The sequence below is a fragment of the Nostoc mirabile CHAB5784 genome, from assembly GCF_020829645.1.
Lineage (GTDB): Bacteria > Cyanobacteriota > Cyanobacteriia > Cyanobacteriales > Nostocaceae > Nostoc > Nostoc mirabile.
This window is the reverse complement of the sequence record NZ_JAIVFS010000021.1, coordinates 41,950-59,631: the sequence shown is the minus strand read 5'-3', so window position 1 is coordinate 59,631 and position 17,682 is coordinate 41,950. Positions and strand designations below refer to the sequence as shown.

The following is a 17,682-nucleotide window of genomic DNA, read 5'->3' as shown; positions in this document are numbered from 1 at the left end:
AGATAAAAAGTTGTTTTACTAGTGGCTCAAAATCGGCACTCAACAGCCCGACAGTATGAGTATTAGCTCTAAGCAACAGTGCAGGGAATAAGGATGCGATCGCCCACCTTAAACTAAAGTTTAACTTGACAAATATCCCTAGAACAAATTAAAATCTTCCCGTTCGTCCTGTCAGACTAGCAATCACCGTCGCTAACTCCGCTGCTTCTACGGGTTTGGGAAGATGCATCTGAAAGCCTGCTAACAAAGCCTGTTTGCGATCGTCGCTTCTTGCATACGCCGTTAGTGCAACGGCTGGCATCCGACCGCCACGCTGTGCTTCAAGTTGCCGCAGTTTCCGAATTAGGGAGTAGCCATCCTCATTCGGCATCCCAATATCGCTCACTAAAACATCTAACCTCTGACTTGTCGCGTTTTCGATGATTTCCAATGCTTCACTGACAGAGGCAACGGAAATGACTTGGGCACCATACTCTTGCAAAATTGTACTTAGCAATTCTAGCGAATCTGCCTCGTCCTCCACAACCAATATCTGTAAGCCTGACAATGTAAGCGGAGCATCAATCTTGCCATCAACTTCAGCGATCGAGTCTAATGCCTCTGGCTCACTTGATGGTTTGTGGATAATCATGACGGGCAGCTTGACAATAAAGGTTGTCCCCTGTCCGATTCCTGGACTTGCCACGGTTATTGTCCCGCCATGTAATTCAATTAGTTGACGAGCAATTGCTAACCCTAAACCTAGTCCACCATAACTTCGGGTGGTGGTACTGTCGTGTTGGCGGAAGCGATCGAAGACATAGGGTAGAAAATCCGGGCTGATGCCAACTCCTGTATCGCTAACGGTAATTTCGACATGGGAATTGACCCGTTCCAAGCGGATCTGTAATCGCCCTCCTTTGGGTGTGAATTTGATGGCGTTTGAAAGCAGGTTCCAAAGGACTTGCTGTAAACGGTCGGCATCACCAGATATAGGATTTTTTGAAGAATCTAAGAGGCTTTGAATGCGAATTGACTTTGCCTCAGCTGCCAGCCGCACAGACTCAATCGCTGCCTCAATTACTGTAACTAGGTTGACTGGACGGACTTGCAAACGTAGCTTGCCTGTGATCATCCCAGAGATATCCAGGATATCTTCAACAATCTTTGTTTGAGACCTTGCGTTCCGCTCGATCGTCTCCAAGGCACGCATTATTCTATCCTGACTCAGATGTTGCTTGCGTAACATCTGCGACCACCCCAAGATGGCATTGAGCGGTGTTCTCAATTCATGAGAGAGAACTGAGAGAAACTCGTCTTTAGCGCGATTAGCTGCCTCAGCCTCAGCTCGGATGACTTGTTCGCGGATTAACAATTCATCTTTGGCGCGATTGGACGCTTCTAGTTGTGCTGTGCGTTCTTTGACCCGTTGCTCCAGCTCCACATTGATCGATTGGATACGGCTTCGGCTATCTAACAGTTCCTGGTTGGTGATGGCTAGCTGGGCTGGACTTGGTGCATCTAGAGCAATTGGAATTAACGGAATCAATAAAAAGGTGAACGCATAGGATGACCATAGAGCATTGAAGGCTTTCAGCAGCCCTGTAAACCAATAAATGGGATACCAGAGTGTAACTACTCCCATTATATGGGTGGTGCCACACAGGGCAAAGACAAAAAAGTACCCAGTGAGGAGGGTTACAGTGTTGGCTGGCAAATCTTTGCGCTGATTTCTAAAGTAAATAATTGCTATGGCGACTGAGTAATAAGCGATCGCAGTCAATGCATCTGAAGTTAAATGTAGCCAGACTAAACCCGGCTTCCAGAGGTAACAATGCCCGTGGGGAATGAAGGAAGTTGAAAGGAAGTTGCTGAGGAAGTCAGGCATATTGGTTCTTATTTTCGGCTCTTGGATGTTGCTTACACTTCTGTTCTGACTGTTAGAGCTGCATCAATTCTTATTGTGCCGCTTCAACAAACAATGATGCGCCATAGCCATTGAGAACAATTCGAGAGCAAGCATACAATTGTATCTAAGTCTTTGAGCAAAAATACGCTAAGATACTTACCTTGAAAAAAGATACCACCCCGAAGACCCAAATCCACTACACACAAAGAATAATTTCAAAACACGGTTGATATGTTTTTTTTGCAGTCTCCCCTAACAGGTTTGCTAGCCAGAGCATTGAATTTGGGTTTGAATCGGGTGAGATAATCCGCTTTGACTTTAGTCATGGGTCTATTATCAATCGTAGCTCAATCAGTTTACCCGTTATACATCTTGCACCTCAGTATCGAAACTGAGTAAAAGTGTTACAAGGTCGTGGCTTAATTTTCCCCAATTGCGATCGCTACGCCCGCCGCAGGCATCGTATATTTAACTTAAATCCATATTCAATCAGCAAAAAGGCATATTGCTTTCTCAAAACTTCATATTCAATCAGCAAAAAGGCATATTGCTTTCTCAAAACTTCATATTTAATAAGCAAAAAGGCATATTGCTTTCTCAAAATGACATTTTACTTTCTCAAACCCCAGTTTGCTTTCTCATTTTAGTGTTTTCCGCAAGTAAAAGAAGCTTTTACTTTCTCAAACCCCAGTTTGCTTTCTCATTTTGGTGTTTTCCGCAAGTAAAAAGAGCTTTTACTTTCTCAAACCCCAGTTTGCTTTCTCATTTTGGTGTTTTCCGCAAGTAAAAAGAGCTTTTACTTTCTCAAACCCCAGTTTGCTTGTTTATTTAAGTAATTCACGCATTAATTTTGGTGTATCGTTGAGCCGAAAGCTTGCGATGTCTACGACGGGCTATGACGTTCTCTACGAGACGCACTCGCGTTCGCTATCGGCGTCGCGATCGCTTCACTCAGCAAGAATGTTTTAAAAGATGAAACCAATAACCTTAATTGTTGTTAAGCAAACGCTCAAACTCCGCCCTGACAACTTGGTAACACTCGCAGGTGGTAGCTTCTAAACCTGAGCGGTCAAGGATAGTCATTTGCCCACGAATATACTCGATTAGCCCCGCCTTCTGAAGAATAGAGGCACTAAGGCTAACACTGGAGCGATTCACACCTAGCATTTTGCTGAGAAATTCTTGAGTGAGTGGAAAAGTGCCTGTCTCTACTCGATCGGCAGTCATCAGCAGCCAACGGCACAATCGCTGTTCTATTGAGTGCAGGCGGTTACACGCAGCTGATTGGGCGATTTGATTAAATAGCGCTTGCGTGTATCGTTGGAGCAGATCGTGCAACGGACTAGTTGCGGTGACATGAGTTTTAAATGCATCTACTCTCATCCTCAAACCAGAGCCAGGGACTTGTATAAAACACTCGCCCGGAATCCTATCGGCTCCCAAGAATACTGGAAGACCCACCATTCCTTCATTGCCCACCGTAGCCACTTCGATTGCCGAACCGTCCGTCAAAACGGTGAGCATAGAGGCTACGCCGTAGTTGAGAAAATAGACGTACTCAATTGGTTGGTTACGTAGGTAAAGGTGTTGCTTTAACTCTAGCGGCACAACCTCCATATAAGCAACAAGACGAGAGTATTCTTCAGAAGGTAGAGCAGCTAGAAGTTGGTTTTTCACAAGTGCAGGATTTTTGAAACAGAGATAGCACGAAGCTGTTTAAGCCAGTCTTATCTCTATTAAATAACTGGCAGCAATCAAGAACCTCTAGCAAAAGGTTTATCTATTGTCAATAGTTTATATTTGTTGTCTAAATAACATAGAATAATTATATGTTAGTTAGCTAACATAGCAGAGTAACTTGTCAGACTGCTATAGCACTAATTAGACGATCGCTACTGAGCGCTAAACATTTGCAAAGAAAAAATGGCGTTACAACAACGACACCGAATTCTGTCACACTTCCCCAATATTGCCTATAACATAGTAGCGATCGGAGCTTCTGCGGGCGGGCAAAAACCAATCATCCAAATTTTGTCGGCTTTACCAGCAGATTTCCCGGCGGCGATTATTGTAGTTCAGCACATGAATCCTTTCTACCCTAGTCGTCTGGCACATATCCTCAGCCGCCACACAGCGTTGCGGGTAGAGCAGGCAAAATCAGGGGAGATAATACGTCCAGGGACAGTTTATACTTATGTTCCAGATCGGCACTTAATAGTCGGTGCTAACGGTAAGCTGTCTCTGTTAGAGTCGCCAAAGATGAACTTTGTTCGCCCCTCAGTGGATAAACTATTCATGTCAGTAGGACTTAATTATGGAATGCGGGCAATTGCTGTTGTCCTAAGTGGGTTTGGCAGAGATGGTGCTTTAGGAGTGATGGCAATCAAAAAGTATGGTGGTACGACGATTGCTCAAGATGAAACTACTTCTGAGTACTTCGATATGCCTTCAGCAGCTATTGACACCGGGAAAGTAGATTTCGTTCTGAATCCAGAGGCGATTGCCAAGAGCTTGAGCAGCCTGGTAATGAAGGAATTAGTAGCATAAAGGGTAATTTATTAATTAAATAGGCAGTTTTGGCTGCTGTTTGCAGCATTGTGGCTGCACCAGTGCGATCGCCTTGTTGCAATTTCGCCTCAGCTAACTGGGTTTGGCAATACTTTGCTGAGTTCATCAAGTTTTAGTGTTTTCCGCAAGCAAAATGGCATTCGACTTCCTAAATTGGCTTGTTTGCTGCGGAGCTTTTAGTTGTGAGCGATCGCTTTATATTGAAATAATCTGGATTTCTGTTACTCGATGCATTGGTTTAGTTGGCTTTTCAGTGGTGATCAGTTGATCAGCTTTAATTTGCAGAGCAGCCGCCACATGAAGTGCATCCATCGCAGCTAAACCGTAAGTACAGGCAATTTGAGAAGCATTCTGCATAATTTGCTCTAAGTCAGTTGCCCAGTGGATGACAGCACTAAAAAATGTTTCGTAAAATTCTGCAACGCCCTTGTTGCTGGTTAAAAGTTGCTTTAGGCAAGACTTCTAAGAGGATGTTTTAAAAGTCCTATTGTAGGTATCAAAACGTTCTAGATCCTCCTAAATCCCCCGATAAATTGGGGGACTTTGATTCCGGTTCCCCCCAATTTATCGGGGGGTTAGGGGGGATCAATAAGTGCAAAGATACAGCCAAATACTTTTAAAACATCCTCTAACTGAAACATTGCTACTTGAAGCAAACTCCAGATTTTCATCGTTAAGAATTTGATTCGCTCTGATGCTGACTGACTGAATGCCACAGAAAGCGCTGATCAGTACACCAGAGTCTATGTATGTTTTCTTACGACTCACGGAATCCACCTCGACGTGCAGCAAGTTCAAGTTCAATTTCGTCTTTGCTGAGAAGTTGCAATCCAGAGGCGATCGCATATTTAACTAAAATTCATATTTAATCAGCAAAAAGGCTTATTGCTTTCTCAAAACTTCATATTCAATAAGCAAAAAGGCATATTGCTTTCTCAAAATGACATTTTACTTTCTCAAACCCCAGTTTGCTTTCTCATTTCAGTGTTTTCCGCAAGCAAAAGCAGCTCTTACTTTCTCAAACCCCAGTTTGCTTTCTCATTTTAGTGTTTTCTGCAAGTAAAAGCAGCTCTTACTTTCTCAAACCCCAGTTTGCTTTCTCATTTTGGTGTTTTCCGCAAGTAAAAGCAGCTCTTACTTTCTCAAACCCCAGTTTGCTTGTTTATTTAAGTAATTCACGCATTGATTTTGGTGTATTGTTGAGCCGAAAGCTTGCGATCGCTTCATTCTACAAGAATCTTTTAAAGGCTTACTGGTGTTTCTGCTGGCTCGTTGGTTAAATATTAAAGTTCGCCAAGGTTTTGAAGTCATGAACCAAACAATTGCAAACTAAAGCTGAACACATTACTCAAACTACTACTACTCCATTGTATGAATAAGGTTTTGCGGTAGACAGTACTGTTTACTTTTTTTGCAACCCACTAATTGGAAAGGCAAACATTCAGTAAAACTAGGCAAGAACTTTACTTAACCCTATTTTATTAAACTATCTAAGTGCCACCTGCAAGTTGATTCTTAGTAGGAGTTTCCACCACTTTGAAAACACCAATTGTCACATTACTTCTTACACTAAGGTTTCGACTGTGTTATATTTGAGCCGTGTTTTGCTGCTGGATTAAATTCGGTATCTTTGAAAAGCTAGATGCTGATAACTTTGACTGATGAAGATCAGAGCTTCAGTATACCTAGCAAGATTCATGCCAGATTTCTATAGGTGCAAATGCAACCAATATAGGGACTTCAAAAAAAACAAGTCTTTTTGTGATTTTAACTTTATAAAAAACCTACCAATATGTCAGAGTCTACTCCTTCTGGTGTACCAATAGTTACTAGAAAAACTCGTGCGGAAAGTACAAACGTAGAAACCATTGTTGGGCGTCTTCGCAGTAAACGGTTAATTATCCCTGATTATCAAAGAGATGCCGAACAGTGGAATGCTCGGAAAGAGTCTCTATTTATAGAATCACTATTGAACAACCTCACCATCCCAGCTTTTTTCTTTGCAGATGGTTCAGACGGAGCAATTGAGGTTGTGGATGGACAACAAAGACTAAGCACAATTCTCAAATATTCCAACAATGAGTTCAGTATAAGTTCAGATGAAGGAATTGTTTACCTTAGTCCACAAAGTACCCAGTATGTAGGCAAGAAATTCAATCAGCTTTCACCAAGTTTACAAAACGTTTTCAATGATTATCCTCTGACGATTATTTCTCTTCCTGATAATTTAGAACTCGGAACTAAACTAGAGATATTTCGCCGTATTAATGAAGGAGGAACACCTTTAACTGCACAGGATATCCGACTTTCTTACTATAGTGAATCAAAATCTGTCTATCTTGTACGTCTAGCAGGAATATATGCAAACAATGCATCTGCAAATCGTATGATTGAGTCAGCCGCTAAAAAAGGGGTAGATGATCCTTGGGCAAAAAATATTGAAGCTTCTAATAGTTGGCGAGATTGGTGGGAGGGCAAAGCACTAGCTAAAGGACAGACGCCATCAGAAATGTTTCTCTGGTATCTTATTCTTGTTCATAGAGAAGGACTTAATTCTCTACTTTTAAATGCCAGTTCAATGAAGCATCTTCCAGTCAGTTTTCGTGGAACAACAGAAGAAGCACTGGATATATACTGTGCCCAATTACAATATACTGATCTACATGGTGGTACTGATGTTTTTCCTACTTGTGGAAGGGGTATGGAAGAAGACTTTGATCACTTTGCTAAATGGATTGGATTTATCCTCAATTATGGCTTGGCTGGAATTAGTGTAGATAAGTACAAACAGACAGCATTAATGATTGCTGCCGCTGTTGAGCTAAAAGTTCCTTTGGATAAATTAAGTTATGATGCTTGGGACGCGATCGCACAGTTTCTAAAAGCACCACGTACTGCTGGTGAACAATGGCTTAAGGATCTGGGTGGATATCCAGAGCAAAAAGGTCGTTGGGGTGGTAGAAAAGGTCAGAAGGCTCAATGTGATATGGCTGTAACGCTTTTATCACGTATTATTGAACGCTATAAGTACAGATGAGATAAGCTATCAGTTCTGCTAAATGCCAAGTGTTCATGACTTCTTTGCCACCCAATCTTACTCCATGTGATCCACACGCTCCTGTTTTTCCAAGAAATTGGAAAGAGTCGTACTTTCGTAGAAATTATGACTTTAACAAAGGTGGATATGTTTGTTTAGACTGTAAAAAGATTTTTTCTGGTATATCTGGGTTTCAAAAGTTACACGGTGATCACATTATTCCACGGTCTAGAGGAGGTTTAACTGTATGGGAAAACTTAACCTTGCGGTGTGGCCCATGTAACTTGTTAAAAAGCAACAAGCTATTTTAGGCATATCGCTCTAGTTACTCTATTTAGGGTGTTGCTCGATTGAGGGATGAAATATTTTTTCTCCCTTTACGTCTTGGTGCGAAACTTTCATACCGTTAATCAGCAACGCTGGATTACTATTCCTGTAAAACAGTCTTTGATACAATCCTAGTTTTCTTGAGGTCTGCTTCAGAAAGTTCTTCTCCAGCTTGCAGGCGAGTGGCGGAAGTTTGCAACACTGTCGCTGCACCTTTATCTCCAATTTGTAAAGCAGTTTTAGCTGCTGTTTGTAGCATCGTGGCTGCACCAGTGCGATCGCCTTGTTGCAATTTCGCCTCAGCTAACTGGGTTTGGCAATACTTCGCTTTACCGGAGGTCGGGAATTACCTGAATCAGTCCAGTCTGGAAGGCTTTGTCGTAGGTGATTATAGGTAAACTTTCGAGTTCAGCCTGAGCCATGATCATGCGATCAAAGGGATCTCGATGGGCAATCGGTAGGCTTCCTGCTCTAAGCGCATGGGTTGTGGTGATGGCAAGTTCAATAAATTTAGCCTGATGCAATATCTGTAAATATTGCTCAACGAGTTGTTTGGCTTCGGGTAGTTTACCCATGCGGTATTTAGTGGCAATTTCCCAAGCAGAAGCACTACTGACAATAATCCGATGATCTGGGTTGCGAATGATGTCTCGGCAGTCAGTGTGGAGTTTTGGGTCGTCAAAGAGCCACCACAGCAGGATATGGGTGTCGATGAGGTAGCTCATTCCCATTGCTGGAGTTCATCTTCTGGTAGTGGTTCAAAGAAAGCATCGCCGAGTTGTCCTTTCAATAAACCAGGGGTGCGGGGTTGTGTACGTTCTTGACTTAAACCTAGTCGAAAGTAGTGAATTAGGTCATAAAGTTCTGCTAGTTTGTCTTCAGGGATGTCTTGCAATTCTTGGACAATCTTTTGGATCAGCATAAGTCAAACTCTTCGGTGGTTGTTAATCAATAAGTTTGGCGAGGGTTTCAACTTCGTTCATTATGGCTCACCCTCTAGGGAGAGTGTCAGAACAAATAATAGCAATATGATGAATACCAGTAATTTTCATAAATACTATGCAGTTATTTTTTAATAAAAGCTTCTATGGTTTTTGACTACTAGTCAATTTATTTAATAATTCAATAACCTTATTAGCATCCTTCAAAGTTTGCTTTGCCTTAGGAATGAGAAGATTAGAAGCTATATAATCTTCATAATCAACTTCATTCCTCAATCCACGTAGACGAGATAAACATTGTCCTAAATATCTTCTATCTGCATTTTTACTACTTTCTAACTCTTTGATTACGTATTCATGTATACCAATCTTATCAGTCTTTAAATTACTGTATCCTTCAATATCACGTAAGTAGTTTCTAACTAAGCAAAAAGCTGAATAATACGCTCTACTGATAGAAGAGCGTATCTTTGCTTCATTGATCGATGAACTATTTGTCTGTCCTAAGGAATTAGTTACTTCATCAAATAGAGTTTGTGCAAGTTCCAAATAACTTGACCAGTCGAATTTCATTCAAATTCCAAATTGATACAAAGATTTACAGCAACTTCTAATGAAGCTTCTATCCACCATTTTTGATCGAACTCGTCTAGTTTATTTAAAGCTTCATCAATAGATTCTGGGCTGGTATAGATAGAAAGTACTAGTTTCTCCCATTGAGGAGATTCAGGATCAACAGACAACTTTAATCGTAACTTCTCGGATGTAAAATACTTTCTGATTTCTAGGTGAGCCTTGAGTAATACATCTACCAGGTTTGGATGCTTTCGCAAGAAATTTAGTATATCAACAATGTTTTCTATAGTGTAGAATTTGGAGATTTTGTTGAAGTAATGAGATATATCAGTAGTTTTCATAAAACTTATGAATTATCTATTCCTGTAAAACGGTCTTTGATACAATTCTAGTTTTCTTGAGGTCTGCTTCAGAAAGTTCTTCTCCAGCTTGCAGGCGAGTGGCTGAGGTTTGCAACACTGTTGCTGCCCCTTTATCTCCTATTTGTAAAGCAGTTTTAGCTGCTGTTTGTAGCATTGTGGCTGCACCAGTGCGATCGCCTTGTTGCAATTTCGCCTCGGCTAACTGGGTTTGCCGATACTTCGCTAATGCTAAAATAGACTGCTGCACTTGGGGATTAGAATTTGGTTGATACGCCCGCATTACATCTGCATACACTAACACGAGGGGCGAAAGTAAACCTTGTTCGTTAACCAACGGGTCATCATAACGAATTTGCAGGTGAGCGATCGCTTGTTTACCTTCTGGCAATTGTCCCAGATAAATGTTCGCCAAAACTACCCGTTCTACATCTTGCATCAAATCTCCCAAACGTACAGCAAAGCTACCATCAGCTTCCGGTTCTACTGGTAACTCAATTGTGTCTGGGGCAACTTGGGCAATGGGTTTCAATTCTGCTAATCGGACATTGGGCACTAGAGATAACAGCAAGTAGGCATTAGTTAGCCCAATCGATTGAATCCGCCCAAACAATCGGCTAAACTGCTCCACAGCTTGTTCAGGATGTTCGATATGGGCTAAAGTCCCACCACCAACATCGGCAATTTTTTCTAGCAAATCCTGATTCCAGCTATTACCAAATCCGAAAGTATTGATAGTCAGGTTCAGCTTGGCAGCCTTTTGTGCAAGTTGAACACACCGTTTGTTGTCATCTCGCCCAATATCCCACTTCCAAATCCGCAAACCGCTATCACCATGCCCATCTGTAAGCAGAAACGCTTGGGAAACAGCGCCTCTTGTCCCCTTCATCAGTTCTGTAATTCCCAGTTCCAAACCCTCAGCGATCGCAGTGCCGCCGCTAGCGCTGAGTTTGCTTTTAATTTGAGATTTGATGCTTTCGAGGTCTTTGATCGCTTGGTTAGGGATAATGACTTCCGCAGAACCGGAAAAAGCCACAACTGAGATGCGATCGCCTACTTTCAACCGATCTATTAATCCTTCCACAGCCTGGATCACCGTTTTAATTGGTTGTCCATGCATGGAACCACTTCTATCCAAAATCAAGCAGAGATTAAGGGGGAGATTTTGGTCAAACTCATCAGCGATTGCAAAAATGGTCATTGCTAGTTGACGTTGGCTACAAGTTTTAGCCACATCAACATTATTGTCATTTAACGCCGAGAGCAATTTAACTTTCATTGCGGAGGGGTATCTTGCAAAACTGTTTTAGAGACAATCCGGGTTTTCTTGCGATCGCTTTCGGATAAATCTCCACCAGATTGCAGCTGGGTAGCAGAAGTTTGCAACACCGTCGCCGCCCCAGTATCTCCCATTTGCAAGGCAGTTTTAGCAGCCGTTTGTAACATTGTCGCTGCACCAGAGCGATCGCCTTGTTGCAATTTTGTTTCGGCTAGCTGGGTTTGGCGATACTTCGCTAATGCCAAAATAGAGTGTTGCACCTGGGGATTTGGGTCTGCTTGGTAATTTTTGACTACATGGGCATAAACGGGGATATTTGGTGTAACTAAACCTACTTTGTTGGCGGCTGGGTCATCGTAGCGGACTTGCACATTAGCGATCGCTTGTTCACCTGTTGGCAATTGTCCCAAATAAATATTAGCTAAGATTACCCGTTCTGCATCTTTCATTAAATCTCCCAACCGCACAGCGAAACGTCCATCAGCTTCTTGTTGCAGTGGTAACTCAATTGTGTCTGGGGAAACTTGGGCGACAGGTTTAAGTTCTGCTAGCCGGACATTGGGCATGAGGGAGAATAACAGATAAGCATTAGTCAATCCCACGGTTTGAATACGGCTAAACAGGCGATTAAACTCTTCCACTGCCTGTTCGGGTTTTTGAATATAAGATAAAGTACCTAAGCCAGCATCAGCAATTTTTTCTAAAACATCTTGGTTCCAATTGTCACCAAATCCCAAAGTGTTTAAAGTCAAATTATAGCTAGCAGCCAATTGAGCGAATTTTAAACAGCGATTATTATCACCGTGTTCATTTTCACCGTCGGTTAATAAAAAAGCTTGGGAAACAGTATCTTTTTTGCCCTTTGCCAACTCTTCAATGCCTAAGCGCAGTCCTTCGTCAATCGCAGTTCCACCATCGGCGGCGAGGCGATTAATTTGCTGTTTGATTTTCTCTGGATCTTCGACACTTTGATTGGGTACTAAGACTTTGGCACGGTGATCAAAAACTACAACACTGAGGCGATCGCCAGGATTGAGTCTATCTACCAGACGATTCGCGGCTTTTTTGACCGTTTCTAGCGATCGCCCACTCATCGAACCACTATGATCGAGAATTAAGCATAAATTCAGAGGTACATGGCGGTCTTGATTTTCTGCGATCGCTGAAATCGAAATTCCCAACTGACGTTGACTGTTCAGTTGATTTGCGTCCAAATTACCATCATTCAAGGCAGGCTGCAAATTAACCTTCATAACTCAAAGTCCCTATTCAGGATATACATATTAAAAAATAACTTCAAAGCAACACTTTAACTCTACGGAAAACCTATCCAACATAAATACACTAATATAATCAGAATATCTTAGAAGCCAAGCATTGGCAGATGCGAAGCCGCCTTTAGCATTAGGGAGAAATCCGCACCTTAAGTCAGGCTGGCATCGCGCTAGGATGTATTACAGTTAACGGCATAGTTTCAGGCGATCAGTTGCTATGGACATTTCCCCAATTAAGGCTGTTCAAGCCCCATATTACGGCGATAACTTCTACCGGACACCACCGCCAGATTTACCTTCCCTCTTATTGAAGGAGCGAATTGTCTATATTGGGATGCCTCTGGTGCCTGCTGTCACGGAATTAATCGTGGCCGAATTGCTGTTTTTGCAATCCGACGACCCCGAAAAACCGATTAAAATCTATATCAATTCCACCGGCACTTCCGGTTACAGTGGCGAACCCATTGGCTTTGAAACCGAAGCCTTCGCCATCTTTGACACCATGAAATATATCAAACCTCCTATCCACACCATCTGCGTCGGTTCCGCGATGGGTATGGCAGCGATGCTACTCAGTGCCGGTACAAAAGGTTGCCGCGCTAGTTTGCCTCACTCCTCGATTATCCTGCATCAGCCCAAGAGCTACGCCCAAGGTCAAGCAACGGATATTCAAATTCGCGCCAGGGAAGTTTTGGTAAATAAAGGAGCGTTAGTTGATATCTTACATCGCACCACCGGACAGCCTCCAGAAAAAATTACTAAAGACATGGATCGGCTGTTATATTTAACACCCTATGAAGCAAAGGAATACGGGCTGATTGACCGAGTTTTTGAGAAAGAAGAACTCGCAAATCCCCCACTCCCTGCCAGTGTCCTTTAACAGTTATCAGTTAAGAATTTTTTGTCAATTGGGAGTCAGAGTCCCCCACTTCTAACAAGTGGTGTGAGGAGTGTCTCTTTCAAATAAGAGCACTGAAACCGTGATCACTGATAACTGTTGACTGTTCACTGATTTAATTTGTCATTCGTCCTTTGTCCTTTGTCCTTTGTTAATAACCAAAAATTATTAATGACCAATGACCAATGACCAATGACCAATGACCAATGACCAATGACCAATGACTAATGACTAATTAAAAACGGAGTAAGTTATGCCTATAGGCGTTCCTAAAGTTCCTTACCGGATGCCCGGAGGACAATATACAGATTGGATTAGCATCTACGATCGCCTTTACCGGGAACGGATTATATTCTTAGGGCGAGATATTGATGATGAAATTGCCAATCAGATTATTGCTGTAATGCTGTATCTGGACTCAGATGATCCAGGTAAAGATATTTATATATACATCAATTCTCCTGGTGGGATGGTTACATCTGGCATGGCTATTTTTGACACCATGCAACATATCAAATCAGATGTAGTGACGATTTGCGTGGGTTTAGCTGCTTCAATGGGGTCTTTCCTGCTAGCGGCTGGCACCAAAGGCAAACGGCTAGCATTGCCTCACTCACGGATTATGATTCACCAACCTTCAGGTGGCACCCGTGGACAAGCAACCGATATCGAAATTGAAGCTAAAGAGATTCTGCGGATTCGTCACCAGCTCAATGGCATTTATGCCGATAAAACCGGTCAGACTATAGAAAAGATTGAAAAAGATATGGATCGCGACTTTTTCATGTCTGCCGAAGAAGCAAAACAATACGGTTTAATTGACCGTGTGATTGAAGAACGAACCTCGGTAATAACAGGGGAATAGGGAGTAGGGAGTAGGGGGATGAGGAAGCAGGGGGAGCAGGGGGAGCAGGGGGAGCAGGGGGAGCAGGGGAAGAATTGTAACTCCTAACTCCTGTACAGACGCGATTAATCGCGTCTCCACTCCTAATTCCTGTACAGACCCGATTAATCGCGTCTCCACTCCTAATTCCTGTACAGACCCGATTAATCGCGTCTCTACTCCTAACTCTTGTACAGACGCGATTAATCGCGTCTCCACTCCCCACTCCCTTCCCCAAACAAACTGTCAACATTGAACTTAAAAATAGCAAATTAGCCCTTATTATTAATAGTTTAGGCGTGAAGCATATAGCTGATAGCCTCTTGCTGGATATTCGATAGCTCATAGCTCAAGATGGATCTTGGAGATTGCTACCGTTTACTAGGTTTGAGATCGGGAGCTTCTTTTGCTGACATCAAAGCGTCTTACCGACGATTGGCGCAGCAATATCATCCCGATATCAACCCAGATGACAACAAAGCCAAAGATAAGTTTATTGCGTTGACAGAGGCGTACAAACTCCTGCTGACGGTGGTACTGCCAGAGGAGGCTGTGGCACATTCAACTCAGGTGTCAACATCTGGGCGTGATGATGCTAAGGCAACGTATAGGCAGAAAACACCAGTAACAACGGTGACAAGCCAAGAACCAGGGAAACCAAAGCCGCCTAATGTATTGGAAATAGAAGAACGGCTGAAGTGGAAGACTTATGAGCAATTGCAGCGATTTTTGCAAGAAAGACGATTTCCGCAAGCGATCGCCCTGGCGGAAGCTTTAGCAGATCGTTTGTCAACAGATGCAGAAGTTCGCCAATGGCTAGCGATCGCCTATCAAATTTGGGGACGGGCGCTAATTTCCCAAAACCAGCTACTCAAAGCCAGAATTTATCTCAAAAAAGCTCTGAAGACAGACCCCCATAATAAAAGTCTCTGGTATGAAGTGCAGCGCGATTTCCAACGCTTAGAACAAATTTTTTAAATATTGACAAAATTTATTAAAAATCAAAATCTCGTTTCCAGGTTCTAAAAAGGAAATGGTCTTCATTGGCCTGCTGCCACTGATACGGGAGCCGGGAGCCTCCCAAAGAGCATTCCCAGTCTGAGACTGGGAACAAGGTACGAATTACGAATTACGAATTACGAATTACGAATTACGAATTACGAATTACCGCCATTCGCGCAACACTGCTCCTAATGTAGCGATTCCCTCAACAATCTTCTGAGTTGGCTGAAAGCTAAAAGCTAACCTGATAGCATCATCCCCTTCTCCATTGGTGTAGCAGCGAGTCCCTGGCAGAAAAGTTATGCCGTGTTCACTGGCAGCCATTAGGAGTGCTTTGGCGCTAATGTCTGAGGGCAATTTACACCAAACGAAGAAGCCGCCATCGGGACGCTTTGCAACTATATCACTGGGAAACTCGTGAGCGATCGCTTCTAACAACAAATTGCACTTATGCTTGTAGCAGGCAATTAACTCCTGAATGTGATTATCTAGTTTGCCTGTGGCACAATAGCGGGCCACCACATGACTGACAAATGGCCCTACAGGCCCCTCACTTTTGAACATTGCTAGCCGCTCAATAATCGCTGGATCGCCACAAGCCCATCCCAACCTTATACCAGGCGCAATAATTTTCGAGAAGGTACTTACATATAATACCCACCCCTCCTTGTCGAGGGTTGCCAGGGAGGGCACAGTTTCTCCTTGGAAGCGCAAATCGCTATAAGCATCGTCTTCTACCACCAGCACCCCATATTCAGCCGCTAATGCTACCAGTTTTTTACGGCGAAATAACGGCATAGTAGTGCCAGTGGGATTGTGAAAGGTGGGGATGGTGTAAATAAACCGGGGCCGGATGCCCTGCTTCTTCAAGTCGCTCAATGTTACTTCTAGGGCATCTACATCCATGCCCAACTCATCCACAGGAATACTAATTATGCGTGCGCCAGCTTGGACAAATCTAACAACTACTCCCAGGAAGGTTGGCCCTTCCACAATTACCACATCACCAGGTTCGACAAACACATCTGGTAGCAAGCCCAGAATCTGACCAGAACCATAGCCAATGATGAGGCGATCGCGATCGGTAGTGATTCCTTTAGCCTGCAAGCGGAGGATAATTTGCTCGTATAGTTGAGCTGAAGGTGGGCCGTAATTGAGAGCGATCGGAGCCTCTTCTGCCAGCACAGCAGCACTTGCAGCAGCCAAGTGAGCGTGAGGAAAGAGAATTGGGTCAGCTAGACCGTAGGTAAAGCTGACAGTGGCGATTTTGGTTAACTCTGTACTATAAGTTGGTGGTGCGATATTTCTAGCTCGTTCGGCGAACAAATCAGCAATTCGGTAAGCAGGGGTAGTAGCAGCCATAAGAAGTTCAAAATTGGAAGTCAGAATAGAGAACACACAAAAAGGCAATTAGCGAAAAGTCAGATCGCAGGAAGCTTTTGAGCTGTTAGCGATAGTGAAGAACGAGCATCCGCATAAGCATCACTTTTCAAGAAAGTGGGGGTCTTAAACTTTCATTAGTCACCCAGAATTCATGGTGGATTCTGGCTGCTGACGGATGTATTCTTCCTTATAACATGATGACAAGTATCGTGAATATTGACTGATAGAACGGAATTACTGACAGTGAAATTAATTAACCTCAAGTGGCACCAGCTAATTCTAAGCTTAGGCTGTCTACTACTGATTATTGCCTGTAAAAATTTCTATCCCACTACTAACCCAGATGCTAAACTTCTCAAGGTTGCCACAGACCCTACGTTTATCCCTTTTGAAATCCAAAGGGCTAGCGGTAACTTGGAAGGTTTTGATATTGATTTGATGAATGCGATCGCTAAAGTAGCAGGTTTTGCAGTCCAGTTTGAAAGTCTGCCCTTTGATGGCATGATCTCGACTTTGCAAGCTAAAAGAGTCGATGCAGCAATTAGCGGAATCACGATTACCGCCGAACGCTTGAAAACAATTGCTTTTTCACGACCTTATTTTAAAGCTGGACTAGCGATCGCTGTCCGCGAAGACAATCAAAATATTAAAGACTTCAATAGTCTCAAAGGTAAAAAAATCGCTGTACAAATTGGTTCCACTGGGGCAGATTTTGCCAAAACCATTCCCAACGCCAAAATTAGTACTTTTAATTCTGGACCAGAATTTTTCCAAGACTTGCTCAATGGCAATGTTGATGCTGTCGTTAGCGATGCTTTCGCAACTTTGTATGCGATTAAAAATGGCAAACTCCAAGGCATCAGAGTTGTTGCCGATCTGCTTACTGAAGAATACTACGGGATTGCTACACCTAAAGACTCCCCCCATCTGGATGCAATTAACAAAGGTATAGCGACTTTGTTATCCAATGGCACTTACAAGCAAATTTATCAAAAATGGTTTAACGTTGACCCTCCGCAATTGCCAGATTCTTGACAATAGAGCATTGAGTATTGGGCATTGGGCATTGCTTCTTTCTCCCTTATCCCCTCATCTTCCCCACTCCCCACTCCCCACTCCCCACTCCCCCATTTATAAGCAATTACCTGCCAATATATTAAATATTCATCTAATATGCGTCACAATTAATACTGCCACCAAAATTCATTGATAAACTACAATCTCTTGTAGGTCTACTGTAGTCAGGGACAGCCAATTGTGGCACCTT

The 17,682-nt window shown here is 42.9% G+C and carries 17 protein-coding genes and 2 pseudogenes; 7 read left to right on the top strand and 12 right to left on the bottom strand.

The window, feature by feature from the left end; all coding sequences use genetic code 11:
• Positions 1–148: 148 nt before the first annotated feature.
• Both LC653_RS15820 and LC653_RS15815 read right to left on the bottom strand, forming a co-directional pair.
• Positions 149–1,867: a hybrid sensor histidine kinase/response regulator gene (locus tag LC653_RS15820; RefSeq protein ID WP_229495370.1), complete on the bottom strand. Its 1,719-nt coding sequence runs from the start codon at positions 1,865–1,867 to the stop codon at positions 149–151.
• A 1,008-nt stretch (positions 1,868–2,875) separates the two neighbouring features.
• Entirely contained in the window at positions 2,876–3,565 is a 690-nt protein-coding gene (locus LC653_RS15815; protein ID WP_229495369.1) for a Crp/Fnr family transcriptional regulator, read from the bottom strand.
• A 246-nt stretch (positions 3,566–3,811) separates the two neighbouring features.
• On the opposite strand from LC653_RS15815, the gene LC653_RS15810 reads away from it, so the two are divergent.
• Positions 3,812–4,435: a chemotaxis protein CheB gene (locus tag LC653_RS15810; RefSeq protein WP_229495368.1), complete on the top strand. Its 624-nt coding sequence runs from the start codon at positions 3,812–3,814 to the stop codon at positions 4,433–4,435.
• Positions 4,436–4,457: 22 nt separating this feature from the next.
• Here the strand turns inward: LC653_RS15810 and LC653_RS48280 are convergent.
• Together LC653_RS48280 and LC653_RS15805 are read right to left on the bottom strand one after the other, a co-directional pair.
• A pseudogene (locus LC653_RS48280) lies at positions 4,458–4,556 on the bottom strand (hypothetical protein); the annotation flags it as partial.
• Positions 4,557–4,651: 95 nt separating this feature from the next.
• Positions 4,652–4,813 carry a PIN domain-containing protein gene (locus LC653_RS15805; RefSeq protein ID WP_229495367.1) on the bottom strand — a complete coding sequence of 54 codons (162 nt, stop codon included), beginning with the start codon at positions 4,811–4,813 and terminating at the stop codon, positions 4,652–4,654.
• Between the two features lie 1,435 nt (positions 4,814–6,248).
• Between LC653_RS15805 and LC653_RS15800 the strand changes: the two genes are divergently transcribed.
• Positions 6,249–7,493 (top strand): DUF262 domain-containing protein, encoded by a 1,245-nt coding sequence (locus LC653_RS15800; protein ID WP_229495366.1) that lies wholly within the window; start codon positions 6,249–6,251, stop codon positions 7,491–7,493.
• A gap of 35 nt (positions 7,494–7,528) precedes the next feature.
• On the top strand, positions 7,529–7,804 hold the full coding sequence (locus LC653_RS47330) for an HNH endonuclease (RefSeq protein WP_372478180.1): 276 nt from the start codon (positions 7,529–7,531) through the stop codon (positions 7,802–7,804).
• A 116-nt stretch (positions 7,805–7,920) separates the two neighbouring features.
• Here LC653_RS47330 and LC653_RS15795 read toward each other — a convergent pair.
• The 7 genes and pseudogenes from LC653_RS15795 to LC653_RS15765 form a co-directional block, all read right to left on the bottom strand.
• Positions 7,921–8,148, bottom strand: a pseudogene (locus LC653_RS15795) (hypothetical protein); the annotation flags it as partial.
• A gap of 1 nt (position 8,149) precedes the next feature.
• A complete protein-coding gene (locus LC653_RS15790; protein ID WP_229495365.1) occupies positions 8,150–8,545 on the bottom strand; it encodes a type II toxin-antitoxin system VapC family toxin in 396 nt (131 codons plus the stop codon).
• Positions 8,542–8,742 carry a hypothetical protein gene (locus LC653_RS15785; RefSeq protein ID WP_104905357.1) on the bottom strand — a complete coding sequence of 67 codons (201 nt, stop codon included), beginning with the start codon at positions 8,740–8,742 and terminating at the stop codon, positions 8,542–8,544. The genes LC653_RS15790 and LC653_RS15785 overlap by 4 nt, the downstream gene beginning before the upstream one ends.
• A gap of 163 nt (positions 8,743–8,905) precedes the next feature.
• Entirely contained in the window at positions 8,906–9,310 is a 405-nt protein-coding gene (locus LC653_RS15780; RefSeq protein ID WP_229495364.1) for a HEPN domain-containing protein, read from the bottom strand.
• Between the two features lie 20 nt (positions 9,311–9,330).
• Positions 9,331–9,678 (bottom strand): hypothetical protein, encoded by a 348-nt coding sequence (locus tag LC653_RS15775; RefSeq protein WP_229495363.1) that lies wholly within the window; start codon positions 9,676–9,678, stop codon positions 9,331–9,333.
• Between the two features lie 16 nt (positions 9,679–9,694).
• The gene (locus tag LC653_RS15770; protein WP_229495362.1) at positions 9,695–10,975 is read right to left on the bottom strand and encodes a vWA domain-containing protein; all 1,281 of its coding nucleotides are present in this window, start codon (positions 10,973–10,975) and stop codon (positions 9,695–9,697) included.
• Complete coding sequence (locus tag LC653_RS15765; protein ID WP_229495361.1) at positions 10,972–12,228, bottom strand: vWA domain-containing protein; 1,257 nt, start codon at positions 12,226–12,228, stop codon at positions 10,972–10,974. The genes LC653_RS15770 and LC653_RS15765 overlap by 4 nt, the downstream gene beginning before the upstream one ends.
• A 238-nt stretch (positions 12,229–12,466) precedes the next feature.
• Between LC653_RS15765 and LC653_RS15760 the strand changes: the two genes are divergently transcribed.
• The 3 genes from LC653_RS15760 to LC653_RS15750 all read left to right on the top strand — a co-directional run bounded on the left by LC653_RS15760 (position 12,467) and on the right by LC653_RS15750 (position 15,008).
• Positions 12,467–13,129 carry an ATP-dependent Clp protease proteolytic subunit gene (locus LC653_RS15760; RefSeq protein WP_069072491.1) on the top strand — a complete coding sequence of 221 codons (663 nt, stop codon included), beginning with the start codon at positions 12,467–12,469 and terminating at the stop codon, positions 13,127–13,129.
• Between the two features lie 271 nt (positions 13,130–13,400).
• On the top strand, positions 13,401–14,012 hold the full coding sequence (locus LC653_RS15755; protein WP_229495360.1) for an ATP-dependent Clp protease proteolytic subunit: 612 nt from the start codon (positions 13,401–13,403) through the stop codon (positions 14,010–14,012).
• Between the two features lie 372 nt (positions 14,013–14,384).
• The gene (locus LC653_RS15750) at positions 14,385–15,008 is read left to right on the top strand and encodes a J domain-containing protein (RefSeq protein WP_229495359.1); all 624 of its coding nucleotides are present in this window, start codon (positions 14,385–14,387) and stop codon (positions 15,006–15,008) included.
• A gap of 186 nt (positions 15,009–15,194) precedes the next feature.
• Here LC653_RS15750 and LC653_RS15745 read toward each other — a convergent pair whose 3' ends face one another.
• Positions 15,195–16,394 carry an aminotransferase-like domain-containing protein gene (locus tag LC653_RS15745; RefSeq protein ID WP_229495358.1) on the bottom strand — a complete coding sequence of 400 codons (1,200 nt, stop codon included), beginning with the start codon at positions 16,392–16,394 and terminating at the stop codon, positions 15,195–15,197.
• A gap of 264 nt (positions 16,395–16,658) precedes the next feature.
• Here LC653_RS15745 and LC653_RS15740 point away from each other — a divergent pair, with 264 nt between their 5' ends.
• Complete coding sequence (locus LC653_RS15740) at positions 16,659–17,450, top strand: basic amino acid ABC transporter substrate-binding protein (protein WP_229495357.1); 792 nt, start codon at positions 16,659–16,661, stop codon at positions 17,448–17,450.
• Positions 17,451–17,682: the final 232 nt, after the last annotated feature.